Source organism: Kaistella yonginensis (assembly GCF_030409525.1).
Lineage (GTDB): Bacteria > Bacteroidota > Bacteroidia > Flavobacteriales > Weeksellaceae > Kaistella > Kaistella yonginensis.
Genome location: NZ_JAUFQB010000051.1, coordinates 14,989 through 33,166 on the forward strand (window position 1 = coordinate 14,989; position 18,178 = coordinate 33,166).

Annotated in this window: 17 protein-coding genes; 6 read left to right on the plus strand and 11 right to left on the minus strand. The window is 35.4% G+C overall.

Annotation, left to right across the window (positions count from 1 at the left end):
- The 4 genes from murB to QWY78_RS10260 all read right to left on the minus strand — a co-directional run bounded on the left by murB (position 1) and on the right by QWY78_RS10260 (position 5,341).
- A complete protein-coding gene (gene murB / locus QWY78_RS10245) occupies positions 1 to 1,020 on the minus strand; it encodes a UDP-N-acetylmuramate dehydrogenase (RefSeq protein WP_290219497.1) in 1,020 nt (339 codons plus the stop codon).
- A 3-nt stretch (positions 1,021 to 1,023) separates the two neighbouring features.
- Entirely contained in the window at positions 1,024 to 1,542 is a 519-nt protein-coding gene (locus tag QWY78_RS10250) for a DUF2199 domain-containing protein (RefSeq protein ID WP_290219498.1), read from the minus strand.
- Positions 1,543 to 1,614: 72 nt separating this feature from the next.
- The gene (locus tag QWY78_RS10255) at positions 1,615 to 2,820 is read right to left on the minus strand and encodes a pyridoxal phosphate-dependent aminotransferase (protein WP_290219499.1); all 1,206 of its coding nucleotides are present in this window, start codon (positions 2,818 to 2,820) and stop codon (positions 1,615 to 1,617) included.
- Between the two features lie 376 nt (positions 2,821 to 3,196).
- The gene (locus QWY78_RS10260) at positions 3,197 to 5,341 is read right to left on the minus strand and encodes a M3 family metallopeptidase (RefSeq protein ID WP_290219500.1); all 2,145 of its coding nucleotides are present in this window, start codon (positions 5,339 to 5,341) and stop codon (positions 3,197 to 3,199) included.
- Between the two features lie 80 nt (positions 5,342 to 5,421).
- On the opposite strand from QWY78_RS10260, the gene QWY78_RS10265 reads away from it, so the two are divergent.
- A complete protein-coding gene (locus tag QWY78_RS10265) occupies positions 5,422 to 6,219 on the plus strand; it encodes a head GIN domain-containing protein (RefSeq protein ID WP_290219501.1) in 798 nt (265 codons plus the stop codon).
- 125 nt (positions 6,220 to 6,344) lie between these two features.
- Here QWY78_RS10265 and QWY78_RS10270 read toward each other — a convergent pair whose 3' ends face one another.
- From QWY78_RS10270 to QWY78_RS10280, 3 genes are read right to left on the minus strand one after another with little or no spacing between them, the layout of a single operon-like run.
- A complete protein-coding gene (locus tag QWY78_RS10270) occupies positions 6,345 to 7,148 on the minus strand; it encodes a TPM domain-containing protein (RefSeq protein WP_290219502.1) in 804 nt (267 codons plus the stop codon).
- Positions 7,129 to 7,557 (minus strand): TPM domain-containing protein, encoded by a 429-nt coding sequence (locus QWY78_RS10275; protein ID WP_290219503.1) that lies wholly within the window; start codon positions 7,555 to 7,557, stop codon positions 7,129 to 7,131. Before QWY78_RS10275 ends, QWY78_RS10270 begins: the two co-directional genes overlap by 20 nt.
- The gene (locus tag QWY78_RS10280) at positions 7,557 to 8,165 is read right to left on the minus strand and encodes a LemA family protein (protein ID WP_290219504.1); all 609 of its coding nucleotides are present in this window, start codon (positions 8,163 to 8,165) and stop codon (positions 7,557 to 7,559) included. Before QWY78_RS10280 ends, QWY78_RS10275 begins: the two co-directional genes overlap by 1 nt.
- A gap of 75 nt (positions 8,166 to 8,240) precedes the next feature.
- Between QWY78_RS10280 and QWY78_RS10285 the strand changes: the two genes are divergently transcribed.
- Entirely contained in the window at positions 8,241 to 8,738 is a 498-nt protein-coding gene (locus QWY78_RS10285) for a dihydrofolate reductase (RefSeq protein ID WP_290219505.1), read from the plus strand.
- A 71-nt stretch (positions 8,739 to 8,809) separates the two neighbouring features.
- Positions 8,810 to 9,376 (plus strand): DUF2892 domain-containing protein, encoded by a 567-nt coding sequence (locus QWY78_RS10290; protein WP_290219506.1) that lies wholly within the window; start codon positions 8,810 to 8,812, stop codon positions 9,374 to 9,376.
- Between the two features lie 164 nt (positions 9,377 to 9,540).
- On the opposite strand, the gene QWY78_RS10295 is transcribed toward QWY78_RS10290, so the two are convergent.
- From QWY78_RS10295 to QWY78_RS10305, 3 genes are all read right to left on the minus strand, one after another.
- Complete coding sequence (locus QWY78_RS10295; protein ID WP_290219507.1) at positions 9,541 to 10,176, minus strand: trimeric intracellular cation channel family protein; 636 nt, start codon at positions 10,174 to 10,176, stop codon at positions 9,541 to 9,543.
- 119 nt (positions 10,177 to 10,295) lie between these two features.
- Positions 10,296 to 10,778: a pantetheine-phosphate adenylyltransferase gene (gene coaD / locus QWY78_RS10300; RefSeq protein ID WP_290219509.1), complete on the minus strand. Its 483-nt coding sequence runs from the start codon at positions 10,776 to 10,778 to the stop codon at positions 10,296 to 10,298.
- 77 nt (positions 10,779 to 10,855) lie between these two features.
- Positions 10,856 to 11,839, minus strand: coding sequence for a D-alanine--D-alanine ligase (locus QWY78_RS10305; RefSeq protein WP_290219510.1), 984 nt, complete (start codon positions 11,837 to 11,839; stop codon positions 10,856 to 10,858).
- A gap of 161 nt (positions 11,840 to 12,000) precedes the next feature.
- Between QWY78_RS10305 and lpxK the strand changes: the two genes are divergently transcribed.
- Positions 12,001 to 13,026: a tetraacyldisaccharide 4'-kinase gene (lpxK, locus tag QWY78_RS10310; protein WP_290219512.1), complete on the plus strand. Its 1,026-nt coding sequence runs from the start codon at positions 12,001 to 12,003 to the stop codon at positions 13,024 to 13,026.
- Positions 13,010 to 13,828: a purine-nucleoside phosphorylase gene (locus QWY78_RS10315; RefSeq protein ID WP_290219514.1), complete on the plus strand. Its 819-nt coding sequence runs from the start codon at positions 13,010 to 13,012 to the stop codon at positions 13,826 to 13,828. Before lpxK ends, QWY78_RS10315 begins: the two co-directional genes overlap by 17 nt.
- A gap of 62 nt (positions 13,829 to 13,890) precedes the next feature.
- Here the strand turns inward: QWY78_RS10315 and QWY78_RS10320 are convergent, their stop codons facing one another.
- On the minus strand, positions 13,891 to 14,658 hold the full coding sequence (locus tag QWY78_RS10320) for an NYN domain-containing protein (protein ID WP_290219516.1): 768 nt from the start codon (positions 14,656 to 14,658) through the stop codon (positions 13,891 to 13,893).
- Between the two features lie 223 nt (positions 14,659 to 14,881).
- Here QWY78_RS10320 and QWY78_RS10325 point away from each other — a divergent pair, with 223 nt between their 5' ends.
- Positions 14,882 to 18,019: a DEAD/DEAH box helicase gene (locus tag QWY78_RS10325; RefSeq protein WP_290219518.1), complete on the plus strand. Its 3,138-nt coding sequence runs from the start codon at positions 14,882 to 14,884 to the stop codon at positions 18,017 to 18,019.
- Positions 18,020 to 18,178 lie beyond the last annotated feature (159 nt).

Below are 18,178 nucleotides of genomic sequence, written 5' to 3' on the forward strand. Positions count from 1 at the left end.
CTAAATTATATTCACTTCCCTTTCCAACTCAATCCCAAATTTTTCTTTCACCGACTCAATAATCATCGTGGAAAAATCGAAAATTTCTTTTCCGGTCGCATTTCCTGTGGCATTTATAATTACTAATGCTTGTAATTGATGTGAAGCCACATTTCCGATTTGTTTGCCTTTCCAACCGCATTGTTCGATGAGCCAACCTGCAGGAATTTTCACCAAATCTGCATTCGGATAATTCGGCATTTCTGGATATTTTTCTTGAACTTCTAAAAATTGTTCCCTTGAAATCGAAGGATTTTTGAAGAAACTTCCCGCATTTCCGATGACTTTCGGATCGGGTAATTTGCTTTGTCGAATAGTAATCACCGCTTTTGAAACTTCTTGAATCGTAGGATTTTCTATCTCCAAATTTTTTAATTCAGAAGAAATTGCACCATATTCCGTTTTTATTTGATGATTTTTTGTGGTCAATTTAAAAGTAACTTCCAAAATAATGTATTTCCCTTTTCCTGCTCTTTTGAAAATGGATTCTCGATAACCGAAATTACATTTTTTCGCATCAAAATTTTCAAGTTCCAAGGTTTCTAAATTCAAAACTTGGCAACTCACGAAAGTATCTTTTATTTCCGTTCCATAAGCACCGATATTTTGCATCGGCGAAGTTCCTACATTTCCCGGAATTAATGATAGATTTTCTAATCCGCCATAATTTTCACCCAAACAAAATTGCACAAATTCATGCCAATTTTCACCTGATTTCGCGGTAACCAAAACTTCATTTTCAGAAATAACTTCTTCCGAAATCCCTTTTAAATTGAGTTGAATAACCAATCCCTCAAAATTTTTCGTGAACAAAATATTACTTCCACCGCCGAGAATCAAAGTTTGGAGTGATTGGGTTTTTGCGTATTGGTGGGCTTCAATCAATTCTTCAACAGAAGAAACTTCTACAAAACATTTCGCTGAAACAGCGACTCCGAAAGTGTTGTGGTTTTTTAAAGAAAAATTTTCATGGATTTTCATTTATTATTTAGGCGTATTTGATAATATTTTATGAATTCTTTTTTCAGCTTCTTCTTTGGTAATTCCGTGATAAAAATCGTGTACAAATGGATGATCAAAATCCAAATGCGGATAAATTTCTGGTCTTTGATTTCCCTTCTTCGTTTTCACATCCATCGGAACACTTTTTTCAAATTGATAATCGGGAAGTGCGTTACTCAACCAACCGAAATATAAAGTTTCATGATTGGTGTTATTAAAATTGTCGGCGTAGTTTTCGTAATTTTCTTCACTTAAAGAAACCCAAAGTCCATAATCTAAATAAAGACGAGATTTCTGGATCTTCTGTTTCAATAGGACCCGAATAAAGCGGTCAACTCGCTCTGGATATTCGATGGTACAAAAATCGGAATCAATTTGAATATTATAAATGCGTTTTTCTTCTTCGGTAAGCCAATAATAAGAATTGGGATACGCAAAAGTAAGCGCTGGATAATCGTCATGAATTTCCCCACAAATTCCACATGTAAATTCTGAACTCATACTTAATATTTTCTAGAAAATTTTCCTTTAATTAAACCAAAAAACGGATTCAAAAAATCCTTCTTTTTCAATCTACAAATTAAATTCAATTTTATATTTCTGCAGCGCGTCATTCAACAATTCCACACTTCTTTTCAAATCTTCTTCTTTCAAAACATAAGCAATTCTTACCTGTTTTTTTCCCAATTCTGGATCGCTGTAAAAACCACTCATCGGTGCAACCATAATTGTTTCGCCGTTATGAGAATAACTTTCCAACAACCATTGTGCAAATTTATCAGTATCATCCACCGGAAGTTCCACCGCACAATAAAACGCACCTTTTGGTTTCGGACAAATCACTCCCGGAATTCCGTTGAGCAAATCTACCAATACATTTCTTCGATGCGTATATTCTGCACGAACCGTTAAAATATAATCAGAATCATTTTGATGCGCCGCTGCAGCTGCAATTTGACCCAATAAAACGGGACTTAATCTCGCCTGTGCAAAAAGCATCGCCGCATCATGAATTTTTTTCGAGCGTGTTACCATAAAACCGATTCTTGCCCCACACATGGAATATCTTTTGGATTCCGAATCGATGATGATACAATTTTCTGCAATTTCGGGGAAATCGAACATTGAAATTTGTTGTTTTCCATCGTACACATATTCGCGGTAAACCTCATCAGAAATAATCACGATATCATGTTTGGCGGCAATAAAAGCCAATTGCTCCAATTCTTCTCTCGTATAAAGATAACCCGTCGGATTTCCGGGATTACAAATTAAAATCGCTTTGGTTTTCGGCGTAATTTTTTTCTCAAATTCCTCAATCGAAGGCAAGGCAAAACCAGTATCAATTGTAGAAGTTACTGCAACAACATTCACATTGAAAGTACTTGCAAAACCATTATAATTCGCATAATAAGGCTCGGGAATAATCACTTCATCTTCAGCATCACACAACGTAGAAAGTGCGAAATTCAATGCTTCCGAGCCGCCATTGGTTACGATGAAATTATCGGTCGTTAAATCATTAAAACCTAATGTGTGATAATAATCTTTCAGCGCTGTTCTGTACTCTAAATTCCCTTCGGAAAGCGCATACTCAAAGATTTTCAAATCATTATTTTTCACCGCATCCAAAGCAGATTGTGGTGTTTCAATATCGGGCTGACCAATATTCAAATGATACACCTTTATTCCTTTTTGTTTCGCTAATAGTGCGTAAGGAACCAGCTTTCTTACTGGTGATGCAGGCATATTCTGCGCTCTTTGAGAAATTTTCGGCATTATTTAAAATTTTCTACAAAATTAAGAATTTTTTTCGGAGCAACGGGGGTATTTTTCTAGCTCAAAAACACGTCTGGCTTTCCATTACAATCTGTTATTGCGAACAAAGTGAAGCAATCCATTGAAATTTCACGATGGTCGCAATCCCAGGATATCCTCTTCAATCCGAGCTAGAATGTCAGGCGGTTTATCTATTTCTAAAACTAACAATTTCAAAATTATGACACGAATTCCGCAGATATTTTGAATTTATCATTTTTTAGTAAAATTAAGTGCGCCTTTTAAATATAAAATATCAACAGAAATCTTGCAAAATATCTAATAAAAAACCGCAGAGAAAATCTGCGGTTAACTTGAGAATTTTAAAAATTGAAATCTATTTGATAAATCCTTTGTTCTTCAATAAAGGTTTAAGGTCTGGCGTTCTACCGGCAAAATCTTTAAATGCTTGATTTAAATCAACCGAATTCCCAACTGATAAAATGTATTTACGAAAACGGTCACCATTTTCACGGGTCATGCCACCGTGGGTAGAAGTCCAATCCCAAGCGTCTGCGTTCAACATATCGCTCCACATATAAGCGTAATATCCTGCGGAATAACCACCACCCCAAATGTGGGCAAAATACGGAGAATGATATCTCGGTGGAACTTCTTTCAGGTTAAAACCATATTTGGCTAAGACTGCTTTTTCAAATTCTAAAGTCGGTTTAAACTGCGACTCATTGGTAACGGAATGCCAGTTCATGTCAATGGTAGCGGCAGAAACCAATTCGGTAGTTGAATACCCTTGATTGAAAGTAGCGGCTTGTTTAATTTTATCAACCAATGCTTGTGGCATGGGTTGTTTCGTTTGGTAATGCAACGCGTAATTCTTTAAAACTTCAGGTTCCAATGCGAAAAATTCATTAATTTGGGAAGGAAATTCTACAAAATCCCGAGGCACATTTGTTCCTGAAATCGAAATGTATTTTTGGTTCGCAAACAAGCCATGCAGCGTGTGCCCAAATTCATGGAACATGGTGGAAACATCATCATAAGAAATTAAAGACGGTTTTCCTTCTGCTGGTTTTTGGTAATTAAAGACATTCACAATCACTGGTTTTTGCCCCAGTAAATGCGACTGCTCTACGAAATTACTCATCCAGGCTCCACCATTTTTGTTATTTCTGGTATAGAAATCCAAATAATAAATCGCTAAGGATTTCCCATCACGATCATAAACTTCGTACGCCACTACATCTGGATGATAGACGGGTAAATCGTTTCTTTCTTTAAAAGTGATGCCGTAAAATTTCTCTGCGGCATAAAATACTCCTTTTTCTAAAACGGTTTTTACTTCAAAATAAGGTTTGATTTGATTTTCATCTAAATCATATTTTTCTTTTCTAACCTGCTCTGCGTAAAAATTCCAGTCCCATGGTTCAACGGTAAATCCACCTTTTTGTTTATCAATTAAAGCCTGAATTTCATCGCTTTCTCTTTTTGCAGTTTCCACCGCTGGTGTTGCTAACCGTGCTAAAAGGTTGATTGCATTTTCGGGAGTTTTCGCCATCTGATCTTGCAATTTCCACTCAGCAAACGATTTTTTGCCCATCAACTGTGCTTTCTCCATTCTCAGTTTTGCCTGTCTTTCAAGAATGGCTCTGGTATCATCTGCATTTCCTAACTCCGCGCGGTACCAAGATGCTTTGAATAATTTTTCTCTGGTTGCTCTATTCTTTAAATTCTGCAGCAAAGGTTGTTGCGTGGTATTGAGCAAGGATAATAAGTATTTACCATCATGTCCCGCGGCTTTTGCATCTGCTGCTGCAGCTGCTATTTCATCCGAGGTAAGACCATCCAATTCTTTAACATCAGAAATAATCAGTGCGCCATTTTTTCTGGCGTCTAATAATTTGTTTGAAAACAGGGTAGAAAGTGTTGCCAACTCTTCATTGACTTTCTTCACTTTAACTTTATTTTCTGGCGACAAATTTGCACCGGCGATTTCGAAATTCGTGGTGTATAATTCCAAAACTCTTTTTTCTTCGGCATCCAAATTATCAGCCTTTATTGCTTTAATCCTGGTGAATAATTTTTCGTTTAGATAAATTTTATCCGAAAGACCCGCAAAAATCGGCGCATATTTCTCTTCGATTTTTTGCAGTTCGGGATTGGTATTAGAACCGGTCAGATTATAAAAAACGATTTGTGCTCGTCTTAAAACTTCGCCACTATTTTCTAAAGCCAAAATGGTATTTTCAAAAGTTGCCGCTGCAGTATTGTTGGCAATTTGGTTAATTTCCGCCAATTGAACTTTCATTCCATACTCGAAAGCTGGAGCAAAATGTTCATCTTTAATTTTATCAAATTCCGGTGCTTGGTATTGCAGCGTACTTTTTTTCATAAAAGGATTGTTGGCCATGGTGGCATCCGATCCAGGGATTTCTGTAGCGGTATTTTCTGTGGTTTTCATAGTAGTACAGGCGGTTGTCATCGCCAATGATGAAATTAAAAAAACAGATGTAATATTTTTCATTTGTAAATTGTTATTAAAGGATAAAGGTATTAATTTTAATTTTATCTTTAACATCATAAATACCAAACACTATTAAAACCATGAAAACATTATTTATTTCAATTTTCGCTACTTTTTTAGCATTAACCTCGTGCAATGTGAATTCCGACAGTGGATTTCCATTTAATATAAAACAGAAAGAAGGCACAGGAATTATAAAAAGCAAAGAATTTATGATGTCCTTCGACGAGATTAAAGTCGCCCAATCGATAAAGGCAGAAGTTGTAAAATCAAACGAGGAAAAAGTTGTGGTAACGGCACCTTCTGATATTTTAGATGATATTTTGGTGGAGAATAATAATGGTCAACTGTATATCCATTTTAAACCCAACCTCAATATTTCTGCCCGTAATATAGCAGTTAAAATTTTTGCCAAAGATTTCTCTGCTGTGAAAGCAAGCTCTTCAGCAACTATTATTATTAAAGATCAATTTACACAAGATAAAACCGATATTGAAGTTTCGAGCTCTGGAACCATCAAAGGAAATTTAGAGGCCAACGATATCACTTTGGCGGTTTCCAGTTCTGGCACATTTGATGGAAAAATTTGGGCGGTCAATTTTGACGGGAAAGCCTCTTCTTCAGGGGATGTTATTCTGTTGGGTAAAACAAAAAACGCTACCATTTCTGCGTCTTCTTCGGGAGATTTTAGGGCAAAAGACCTGATTGCTGAAAATGCAGATTTAAAAGCTTCAAGCAGCGGAGGCATTCATATTTCAGTTTCCAGTCAATTAAATGCAGCGGCGAGTTCTTCCGGAGGTATTCAGGTGACAAGAAAAGGAAATCTTAATATTATTAGCCAAAAAGAAAGCAGCGGCGGAAGTATTTCGATAAATTAAGAGCCAAGGTAAAATAAAAGAGCCAAGGTACAAACAAATTTTACTAAAGATAAAAATCAGCTATATAGTGGCTGATTTTTTTTAATCCAAGTTTTTCCGTTTTCTAATCACTCCCCCACTGCATTTTACCAACCTCCCGAGGCGCCGCCACCGCCGAAACTTCCGCCCCCACCGAAACCGCCAAATCCTCCGCCAGAACTTCCGCTACCAAATCCACCACCGCCAAAACTTCCGGGGAAAGGAAAAAACCCACCTGGATAAGTTCTTCGTCCACGTCGGGAAAGGATGACATCATCATCGTCATCATATCGGCCACCTCTCCCGCCACCACCACTTTTAAACAGAAAACTGATAATGATGAATATAAAAAAAGCAACGATTAAAAGTTGAAAAGGACTCAAACCTTCTTCTGCCGAGTCTTTTACAATCGGTTTAAATTTTCCTTGAACCGCGTCCATTAAAGCGGTCGTTCCACCATCAATCCCTTGATACCAATGTCCTTTCTTAAAATTGGGTGTTACGATATAATCCAAGATTTGTCCTGCAACCGAAGCGGTTAAATAACGCTCTACCCCTCTGCCCTGCTGTATTGCAAATTTGCGATCTTCAGTTGCAATTAGAAAAACAATGCCGTTATCTTGCTCTTTTTCGCCAATTCCCCATTTTTCACCATACATGGTCGCCAGATAATTGATATCTTCTCCGCTTGTGGTAGGAACAATAATTACTGCGATTTCTGTTGAGGTAGAATCGTTATATTTAATTAATTTTTGGTTGAGATTTTCTTTTTCTGTTGCCGTCAACAATCCTACATTATCTGTTACCGGATAAATAATTTTTGGTTTTTCAGGAACGAGTTGAGCAAAAGCAAGAACGCTTAATCCCAAAAATAGAAAGACAAAAAAATGTTTACGAGAACGTAATCTCATTGGAAAGTTCATTTGGATTTTCTCCCCTAATTGGGAAATGTTTTTTTAGTTCGACGCCCGTTTCTAAAATGGCATTTCTCAAACCTTCGAAATATTGAGTTTTGGAAAAAGCGGCTGTAATTTCATCATGGATTTTATCCCAAAATTGTTGGTGTACTTTCTGATGAATACCTTCATCACCAATAATGGTGAGATATTGCTGCTCGAAATTAACATGAAAAAGCACCGCATTTTTCTCTGCCGTTTTATCCTTGCATAATCTTTTGAAGACTTCAAAAGCGATTTCGGCATTATGTCCTTCGGTTGTAGAATCAATATGAATTCTAATCTCTCCACTGGATTGATTTTCTGCTGTTTTAATGGCTTCTACAAGAGAAGCCATTTGATAATCTGTAAGAAAATGACTCATTAATTGGTAAATACTTCTGGGGCATTCTCTGCTCCTGCAGCCGCCTTAAAAGTTGGTTTTTCTTTAAAATTGGTAAAGTTGGCCAAAATATTATTTGGAAATGATTTAATGGTAATATTGTAATCATTGGCAGCTTCATTAAAATAAACTGTTTCACTGCGAATACTGTTTTCAATGGCGATATATTCTCGCTGGAAATTAAGGTATTGCTGATCCGCCTTTAAATTCGGGTACTGCTCTACAACGGCCATTAACTTGCTTAAGGTTCCACTAAGTGCTCCCTGTGCTGCTTGAAATTTCGCCAAGTCCGCTTCTGTCATATTGGTTGGATCAATGGTGATTGATGTAGCTTTGGAGCGTGCTTCAATAACTTTGGTTAATGTTTCCTGCTCGAACTGCGAATACGATTTTACGGTACGTTCTAAATTCGGAATTAAGTTTGCCCGTTTTTGATAAACCGTTTCTACATTAGACCATTTTGTGTTAACCGTTTGTTCTTTGGCGACAAAGGAATTATATCCGTTTTTACCCCAGAAAAAAACAAGCACTGCAATTACGAGAAGAGCTATACCGATTGTACCGGCGCTCATGCATCCTTTATTTCTCATCGTTTATTATTTTTAAATTTAAAGTGATACCCAAATATACAATTTATGTACTAAATTTGTGGAAATTTAAAAAAAATGATTACAATTGTTGTGGCAATGGGACTGGACAATGAAATTGGGGCAGACAATCAGTTGCTTTGGCATCTTCCAAAGGATTTGAAACATTTTAAAGAACTCACCTCTGAACACCCAATTATTATGGGTCGCAAAACGTATATGAGTATTGGCAAACCACTTCCCAATCGCACCAATATAGTAGTGAGTCGAAAAAAAGATTGGTTTGAAGAAGGAATTTTAATTGTTGGAAGCATCAAAGAAGCCCTGAAATTTGCCAAGAAAATTGACGAGCAAATCTTTGTCATCGGCGGTGGAAATATTTACGAACAAACACTGGAACTGACCGACAAACTGGAAGTAACTTTGGTGAAAACCCATCTAAAAGCAGACACTTATTTTCCTAAAATAAATCCTCAAATTTGGAATAAAACTGAGGAAATCTGCCACGAGAAAGATGATAAAAATGAGTTCGATTTTTGTTTTCAAACCTATGAACGAAAAATAAAACGGGGTTAGATTTAGACAATTAAGTACTTCGCTTCTCTTTTCGGCACAAATTATTATCTTTGCACCACAAAAAATTAACAATGAACAAATACATAAAATTCGGCATCACCGCGCTAATGATTGCTTTTGGGATATACCTGATGATGAACAGAAATATTGGCTGGGGAATCGTGACCGTACTATTTTCCTCAATTCCTATTTTACTTTTTTTTAAGAATGAATATATTTTACTAGCGTTCTGGTTTTTAAGAAAACAAAATATGGTGAAAGCGGCCAACTGGTTATCCAAAATCACCAATTACAAATCGCAATTGCACAAATCTCAATATGGTTATTTTCATTATTTACAAGGATTGACTTTAGCGCAGGATAATCCGTCTAAAGTAGAACCTTATATGAAAAAAGCCTTGGAATATGGCCTCAATATGAAACATGACCGTGCAATGGCCACCCTAAACATTGCGGCGGGAGCGATGCAAAAAGGCCGCAGACAGGAAGCTCAAAAACTGTTGGAAGAAGCAAAAAAACTAGATACCGCAGGTATGATGACCGACCAGATTAAAATGTTGAAAGATCAACTGAAGATGCCTTCCATGCAGAAACACCTGCATAATCCGAATATGCGCCAGCGAGGCAAATTCTCGTAAAGTCACAGAAATTGTTGAACGAAATAAAGTAAAATCCTGAAATTTCAGGATTTTTTTTGTGCTGCGGCGCGAGCGAAGCGAGCGCCAAAAAGTATGATTAGACCAAGATTAATTATTAAATATTATCGTTAAACTTAAGAATCAAAGTTCATAAAATTTTCCCTTTACATTTCCGTATTATGATCGGCTCCATAAAATTTTGGAATCTGCCATTGGTATTTTACTGCAAGTGTTCGGATGGCAACAATGAGAAGAATCGTAGAAATCTGAACCAACGCAAAAGAAAGTGTAGTATATCTAACAAGTAATAAAAAAATGCCGCCACCTACAATACAAGCCGTCGCATAAATTTCTTTTCTAAAAATCAAGGGAATTCTATTGAGTAAAATATCGCGGCTAATCCCACCAAAGCATCCCGTAATTGTTCCTAAAGTAATACAGATTAAGGGATGTAGGTTTGCATCCATCCCCTTTTGAATCCCTATAATAGTAAATAATCCTAAACCAAAACTATCAAATATAAAAAGGGTTACTTTAAATTTTTTCTCGAGCGACTTGAAAATCATCGAAACAATGCAGGTAATAAAAATAACGGAGCACATCACAATATCATGCATCCAAAAAACCGGTACGTCCAGTAATAAATCACGAATCGTTCCACCTCCAACAGAAGTAACAAATGCGATAATGAGTACGCCAAAAGGATCTAATCTTTTTTGCATCGCGGCAAAGCTGCCAGACATCGCAAAGGCAATCGTGCCTAGAATTTCAATGGCTAAACTAAAGTTTTCCTGTACCATATTTAAGATGGGTAATCTTTTATGAGAAATGGGTAATGATCAATGGGCTTACGCTATATTTGAAAATAGGTTTTAATCCGTTATCAAATCTTTATTGCTTATTCCTCATCACGTATTGCTTAATCCTTATTATTAATATGCTCAACTCGAACTGCTTCCGGTACCAAAATTTCGTAGTTCCCGCCGAAAGTGATGATTTCCCGAACAATACTACTGCTGATAAACGATTTTCCAGAAGAAGTCAACAGGAATATGGTTTCTATTTTATTGTCTTTTGTTAGTTCGCGGTTGGTCTGCGCAATAGCTTTTTCAAATTCGAAATCAGCAGGATTACGAAGACCTCGCAAAATGAAATTTACATTTTTACTTCGGCAGTAGTCAACAGTTAAACCTTCAAAATGATCGACTTCAATATTGGGGAAGTTCGCAAATGACTTTCGAATAAATTCCATCCTCTGCTCCAACGAAAACATATATTTTTTTTGGGAGTTTTGGCCGATCGCAATAATAATTTTGTCAAATAAGGGATAAGCTCTTTCAACTATATCATAATGACCAAGGGTAATGGGATCGAATGAACCGGGAAAAACTGCAACTCTCATATACTGATTTTAGATTTTAAATTATAAAATTTTAGATGAAAATAACTTTTAAATCTAAAATAAAGAAGTTCTAATTATTATTTTTGTAAAGCTTTTTCTACTTCATTTCCACAAAGATCTTTGATAGAAGTTCCATAAATTTTTGCTTGTTGTGGCAAAATAGAAGCAGGAGAAAAACCAGGATTGGTATTCATTTCGAGCATAAATGGAATCCCATTCATAATGATAAATTCACTTCTCGAAAAGCCACTCATTCCTAAAGCTTCGTAAGCACGCTTTGAAACCTCTTCTATCCTTTTCCGTGTTTCTGCATCAATTCTGGCGGGCGTTATTTCTTCAGAAGCACCTTCATATTTCGCTTCATAATCGAAAAAATCGTTATCAGGAACAATTTCAGTAATCCCTAAAACCACTGTTTCATTATTAAAATCAACCACCCCAACAGAAACTTCCATTCCATCTAGGAAACTTTCTATTAATATTTCTTCATCTTCTGCAAAGGCAAATTCCAGCGCCTGCTTCAGTTCCAGCGGGTCTTTAACTTTCGTAATCCCTAGCGAAGATCCTGATTGATTGGGCTTTACAAAAAGAGGCAAGCCCAATTCTTTTATAATATAGGCTTCGTCAATATTTTCACCCTGTCTTAAGTAAATACTTTTGGCAGATGGAATTCCATATTTTGAAAGAACAGCTAAAGTATCTTTTTTATTAAATGTTAAAGCACTTTGATAAAAATCACAACCCGTATATTTTTGTCCAATAGTGTTCCAATATGCTTGAAGCTCGCCATTCTCGCCAGGTTTCCCATGAATAATATTAAAGCAAACATCGAATTTTACTTTAAATCCACTGCTTAAACTAACTGAAAAATCAGCTTTATTGATGCGTGCTTTTTGGCCACGATCATCTAGGAAATACCATTCTTCTTTAAGGATGACTACTTTGTAAACATTATACAGGTCGCGATCTAGAGAGTCAAATATTAACTGACCGCTTTTTAGAGAAACTTTATATTCATCAGAATATCCGCCCATCACTACGGCGACATTTTTTTTGCTCATGAGGTAAAACTATAGAAGCAAAATTAAGCAAATTGTTTAAAAACCATGGCTATAATTAAAAAATTTATAGCCTTTATACAAATTTCTATGAAAATAAAACCTTACAAAATTGCGGCTCTTGCTATTTTCTTTCCTGGTAAAAAGTTGTAATTTTGCAGGCTATGAAAAGATGGTACCTCTACCCTTTTTCCCTGGGTTATCATTTGGCGACTGCCATTAGAAATATAATGTATGACTGGGGAATTTATAAATCGACAACATTCAAAACCCCGATCATAAATGTCGGAAATCTTTCCGTGGGCGGCAGCGGAAAATCCCCCATGGTGATGTATATCGCTGATTTACTATCAAAAAATTACCGCACAGGTGTACTGTCGCGTGGTTATGGGCGACTAACCAAAGGGTACGGCATCACCAACTACGACAGCAACTATAAAACAGTTGGCGACGAAGCGATGCAACTTTTTGAACGTTTTAAAAACCGCTTTGTGATCGGAGTCTCGGAAAAAAGAGTTCCAGGTGCAAAAAAAATGATCGCCGATATGGATCTGAATGTCTTATTGCTAGATGATGCGTACCAACACCGAGCTATTAAACCTGGGTTTAATATTTTGATGACGGATTATAATGACCCATATTTTAAAGATTTTGTACTTCCAGCAGGAGATTTACGGGAAAGCAGAAGTGGCGCAAAACGCGCCCAAATCATTATGGTCTCTAAATGTCCGGCCGATTTAACCGACGAGAAAAAGCAGTATTATATCTCCAGAATCAAACCACAGCATTACCAGAAAGTTTTCTTTTCAAGCATCGGTTATGATGAGAATGTATATTCTCGAGACAAAATGCTTCCTGATAATAATCTGGATTATTATGATATTCTTTTGATCACCGGAATTGCAAATCCGAAACCTTTGCTCAAGCACTTAGCAAGGTTTTCGCAACGGGTAAAACATTTGAAGTTTAGAGACCATCATAATTTCACGGATCAGGACATTAAAAATATTGTTGCTGAATATAAAAAACTGGGAGAATACAAATTAATCCTTACCACCGAAAAAGACTACGTAAGACTCAAATCTTTTGATTATCTTAGGGATCTTGTTTACTATTGGCCCATCAATGTGAATATTGACAAGAAAGAAGAATTTAACCAAATCATCCTTAATTATGTTGACAAAAATTGAAGAGACGGCAAGTTTCATTAAAAATATTATTCATGACACGCCTGATTTTGCCATCGTTTTAGGTTCCGGTTTAGGAAAACTAAAAGATGAAGTAGAAGCAATACATGTTTTAGAATATCCTGAAATCCCTCATTTTCCCCAAACAACAGTTGCTGGTCATGGTGGACAATTAATTTACGGAATACTTGAAGGTAAAAAAGTATTGATGATGAGTGGCAGATTTCATTATTATGAAGGCCACGACATTCAAACTGTGGTTTTTCCGTTCCGGGTTTTTCATCTTTTAGGCATTCAAAATTTAATTTTATCAAATGCTTGTGGCGGGGTAAATCCAGACTTTAATGTGGCAGATGTGATGATCATCAACGATCACATCAACATGATGCCAGAACATCCGCTGCGTGGAAAAAACCTAGACGACTTCGGCCCACGATTCGTGGATATGAGCGAACCTTATAATAAAAAAATGATCGAAGTCGCAGCCAATGTTGCGAAAGACTTGAACATCAAAGTGCACCAAGGGTGTTACGTTGCATTGACGGGACCAACTTTTGAAACACCCGCAGAGTACGGAATGATCAAAGCGATCGGCGGCGATGCGGTTGGAATGAGCACCGTTCCAGAGGTGATTGTTGCAAAACATCAAGGGATGGATTGTTTCGGAATTTCAATTATTACTGATGTTGGCGGTCCCGATATTGCTTTCACGGTTTCGCACGAAGAAGTATTGCAGGCGGCAGACAAAGCCATGCCGAATGTGATTAAAATTGTGAAAGGATTGGTGAAGAATTACAACGCGTAAGTTTTTTAAAGAATATAAATAGCAAAACGCATCTTGTTGGGATGCGTTTTTTGCTTTAAAATCTACTTCACCTTCACATAAATATGTCTGATATTATTTACCCCTGTTTCTCTTTCATCAATTTCAATTTTACCGATGCTTTTTATTAAGGGTAATAATTTCGGGAATCCGAAATTCCTTGGGTCAAAATCAGGTTTCTTTTTGATGATGAAACTGCCGAGATTTCCTAGGAAAGTCCAACCATCTTCATCACCCAAATCGTTAATACTTTCGGTAATGAGTTTAATCGTTCTACCATCCACTTTACTGAGTGGTTCTTTTTTTCGTTTCACCTTTTCAGTTTTCTTCGCTACGGTATTTTCTGAATCTTTCTCGGACTCTTTTTCAGACTCATCAGTACTGTTTAAAATTTCCAGATAAATAAATTTGTCGCAGGCAGAAATAAAAGGTTTCGGTGTTTTCTTTTCGCCGAATCCAATAACAGTCATGCCTGCTTCACGAAGTCGGGTCGCTAATCTGGTAAAATCACTATCACTGGAAACGATACAGAAACCGGTTACTTTTTCAGAATAGAGAATATCCATTGCATCGATAATTAAAGCGCTATCGCTGGAGTTCTTTCCGGTTGTGTAACTGTATTGCTGAATCGGGGTGATTGCGTTTTCAAGCAAGACATTTTTCCAACCGGAAACGGTGGGTTTGGTCCAGTCTGCATAAATTCTTTTAATGGTTGGAGTCCCATTTCTGGAAATTTCTTCCAGCATTTCTTTTACATTTTTATAAGGAACATTATCCGCATCGATGAGGACTGCTAATTTATCGTCGGTCATTATTTTCAAATTTTGATATTTTCAAATTTACGATTTTTAGATGATAATTTATTTACTGAAAATAATATCATTTTAATCGAAAAAAAAAATTTGATTAAATTTTAATGAGTTTTTGAATATTTTGCACTATGTTTATTTAAAATTAATATGACGTCATAATTTTAATAAAGAAAAAGAATATCGTGTCATTTTATTTTTCAAGAAATTCAAACATAAACAATTAATGCAATTAGGTCTATACGAACAACTCATCAATAAACTTGTTTTCTCGCAACTCAATCAACTTGATCGAGAAAAATTTCATATAAAAGAAGATGATATTGATAAAACAGAAGCAGCAAAAGTACTATCTCAATATTTGAGCAATATTATTAAATATGCCTTGAGTTTGATTTCTGAAGATGACAGTATAGAACGTCAGATTGCACTTTCCAATAAAATTATTCATTTAATAAAAGAGGAACTTTCAAATCAAGATTTTGATGAGGATTTAATTTCGGTTGAAGGAAAAATTCTTTCTGCAATATTTTTAAAATTAGATGCCGATTTTTCTGATTTTGAAAAGCATTTGAAACATATTACCCCTTATTCAAGATTATCACATAGCGAACTTTTTACAGGTAACAATGCAGGAATTTCGCTAGAAAGCGAAATCAAAAAAGAAATATTATCGTCAGATAAAATAAATTTTTTGGTGTCATTTATCAAATGGACAGGAATACGAATTTTCGAAAAAGAATTATCTGCATTTACAGAAAGAGGCGGTCAGCTAAAAATAATCACGACTTCTTATATGGGAGCTACGGATTTGAAAGCCATTGAGTACTTGTCTTCTTTAAAGAATACAGAAGTTAAGGTTTCTTATAATACCGATAATGAGCGCTTGCACGCAAAGGCTTACTTATTTTATAGAAATACTGGTTTTCATACTGGCTATATTGGTTCGTCAAATTTATCAAGATCTGCTTTGACAAATGGTTTGGAATGGAATATAAAAATCACTACGCAGGAAGTAAGTCACATTATAGATAAATTTCAAAAGACTTTTGATACCTATTGGCAAGACAATGAATTTGAACTTTTTGACAAGCAAAAAGATTCTGAAAAATTAAGAACTGCACTTAAAAAAGAACGAGGAACTTCTGCTGTAAATTTCTCTACTTATTTTGATATAAAACCGTTTCCCTATCAAAGTGAAATTTTAGAAAAATTGATGACTGAACGTACTGTTCATCATCGATATCGTAATCTTCTGGTTGCTGCTACGGGAACAGGAAAGACCATTGTTTCAGCATTTGATTTTAAAAATTTTCGGAACGAAAATTCAACGGCCAAATTGTTATTTGTAGCCCACAGAAAAGAAATTTTACAACAAGCGCAGGCTACTTTTCAAGGTGTTTTAAAAAATTCAAATTTTGGTGAATTATGGGTTGATGGTTTGGAACCTGAAAGATATGATGTAGTTTTTGCATCTGTACAAACCTTAAATAATCGTCTTGATGATTTAAATTTGACGCCTATTTATTATGATTTTATAATTATTGATGAAGTTCATCATATTGCAGCATCAAGTTATCGTTCTATTTTAGAACACTTTCAACCACAAATTCTATTGGGTTTAACAGCAACGCCAGAACGAATGGATGGCGAAGATATATTAAAAGATTTTTGTGATACCATCGCAGCAGAAATTCGTTTACCAGAAGCACTTAATCGAAAACTACTTTGTCCATTCCAATATTTTGGTGTTACAGATAATGTAGATTTATCAACTGCTACTTGGAGAAATGGGAAATATCTACCAGCAGAATTAACCAAAATTTATACACAAAACGATAATCGCGTAAATCACATTTTGACGAATATCAACAATTACTTGAATGACATCCAAGATGTAAGAGCATTGTGTTTTTGTGTAACACAAGAACATGCACAATTTATGGCTGAGAAATTCTCTTTAGCAGGCCTGAAAGCCGATTATTTAGTAAGTTCAAATAGCAATGAAAGAGCAATTTTACGATTGAAATTTTCTCGCAAGGAAATCAATTACCTTTTTGTTGTTGATATTTTTAATGAAGGTGTTGATATTCCAGAAATTGATACCGTTTTGTTTCTACGACCTACAGAAAGTTTGACTGTATTTTTGCAACAATTAGGAAGAGGATTACGATTGTCTGATGAAAAAGAATGCTTAACCGTTTTGGATTTTGTAGGAAATTCTCGTCCCGAATATGATTTTGAAGGCAAATTTAGAGCTTTAGTTGGAAAAACAAATTCGGCGATTTATAAAGAAATTGAAGATGATTTCCCTCATTTGCCGCTAGGCTGTAGTATCGTTTTAGAAAAAAAAGCAAAGGAATTCGTTCTTGATAATATTAAAAAAGCTACCTCGATAAACAGCAATCAGTTAATTATTAAAATTCAAAATTATCAGCATCAAACTACGTTGCCATTAAATCTTAAGAATTTTTCTAAATTTTATCATATTCCATTGCAGTTGATTTATAAAAGAGGAAGTTGGAAAAGGCTCTGTGCGAAGGCTGGGAAAATAGACGAATTTGAAAACACCAATGAAATGCAAATTCAAAGAGCAATTAGTAAAAAATGGATGTCTTGTAATTCTATTTCTTATTTCAAGTTTATACAACAACTTGCTAAAAAAAACTTTGATATCATATTTTCAGAAATAACTGAAGAAGAAAAGCAGATGTGTTTGATGTTACATTATGATGTGTGGCAAGATGCTGCAGGTTTTGAAACCATAGAATCAAGTATAAAATCAATTGGTTTAAATTTAATATTAAATCAAGAAATTGAAGAGGTAATGAGTATTCTTATTAACAAAATTGATTATCTTGAAACAAATATTGAGCTTCCATATCATCAACCTCTAAAAATTCATAGCAGATACACACGAGAGCAAATATTATCAGCGTTTGGTTTCAGTACTTTTAATAAGAAAAGTAGCATTCGTGAAGGTGTTGCATTGTCTCACGATAAAAATACAGAATTATTGTTTATCACTTTAAATAAATCTGAAAAGGATTTTTCACCAACAACTTTATACGAAGATTTTGCAATTAGTGAAACTTTATTCCATTGGCAATCACAAAACAACGTGAAGCCAGAAAGTGGGCGTGGGAAATCTTATATTAATCACGAACGTGAAGAAAAAAAAATTTTACTTTTTGTTAGAGAGAAAAATACTGATGAATATGGCAATACAATGGGTTCTGTGTTTTTGGGTGAAGCAAAGCTGTCTGATTATTACGGAAGTAAACCTATGAGCATAAAATGGGAATTACACGAACCTATGCCGCCATATTTATGGAAAGATTCGGCGAAAATGGCAGTTGGTTAATTTGGGACTAATTTATTTTTATTAATAAGTTTGCTTATAACATTTGATAATCTATTACCTGTTGTGCATTTAGCATAAATTAATTTTTGTTTTATTTATACTTCTTTTAAAAACGAAAAAATTCAGATACTGTATCATTGTAAAGGAAGTGATTTTAGA

Bases quoted from the DNA above. Each gene is read 5' to 3' on its own strand.
- lpxK (WP_290219512.1), top strand. From the start codon at position 12,001: ATGAAAAGATGGTACCTCTACCCTTTTTCCCTGGGTTATCATTTGGCG.
- QWY78_RS10325 (WP_290219518.1), top strand. From the start codon at position 14,882: ATGCAATTAGGTCTATACGAACAACTCATCAATAAACTTGTTTTCTCG.
- coaD (WP_290219509.1), bottom strand. From the start codon at position 10,778: ATGAGAGTTGCAGTTTTTCCCGGTTCATTCGATCCCATTACCCTTGGT.
- QWY78_RS10305 (WP_290219510.1), bottom strand. From the start codon at position 11,839: ATGAGCAAAAAAAATGTCGCCGTAGTGATGGGCGGATATTCTGATGAA.
- QWY78_RS10270 (WP_290219502.1), bottom strand. From the start codon at position 7,148: ATGAGATTACGTTCTCGTAAACATTTTTTTGTCTTTCTATTTTTGGGA.
- QWY78_RS10255 (WP_290219499.1), bottom strand. From the start codon at position 2,820: ATGCCGAAAATTTCTCAAAGAGCGCAGAATATGCCTGCATCACCAGTA.
- QWY78_RS10265 (WP_290219501.1), top strand. From the start codon at position 5,422: ATGAAAACATTATTTATTTCAATTTTCGCTACTTTTTTAGCATTAACC.
- QWY78_RS10275 (WP_290219503.1), bottom strand. From the start codon at position 7,557: ATGAGTCATTTTCTTACAGATTATCAAATGGCTTCTCTTGTAGAAGCC.
- QWY78_RS10320 (WP_290219516.1), bottom strand. From the start codon at position 14,658: ATGACCGACGATAAATTAGCAGTCCTCATCGATGCGGATAATGTTCCT.
- QWY78_RS10295 (WP_290219507.1), bottom strand. From the start codon at position 10,176: ATGGTACAGGAAAACTTTAGTTTAGCCATTGAAATTCTAGGCACGATT.
- QWY78_RS10280 (WP_290219504.1), bottom strand. From the start codon at position 8,165: ATGAGAAATAAAGGATGCATGAGCGCCGGTACAATCGGTATAGCTCTT.
- QWY78_RS10290 (WP_290219506.1), top strand. From the start codon at position 8,810: ATGAACAAATACATAAAATTCGGCATCACCGCGCTAATGATTGCTTTT.
- murB (WP_290219497.1), bottom strand. From the start codon at position 1,020: ATGAAAATCCATGAAAATTTTTCTTTAAAAAACCACAACACTTTCGGA.
- QWY78_RS10285 (WP_290219505.1), top strand. From the start codon at position 8,241: ATGATTACAATTGTTGTGGCAATGGGACTGGACAATGAAATTGGGGCA.
- QWY78_RS10250 (WP_290219498.1), bottom strand. From the start codon at position 1,542: ATGAGTTCAGAATTTACATGTGGAATTTGTGGGGAAATTCATGACGAT.
- QWY78_RS10260 (WP_290219500.1), bottom strand. From the start codon at position 5,341: ATGAAAAATATTACATCTGTTTTTTTAATTTCATCATTGGCGATGACA.
- QWY78_RS10315 (WP_290219514.1), top strand. From the start codon at position 13,010: ATGTTGACAAAAATTGAAGAGACGGCAAGTTTCATTAAAAATATTATT.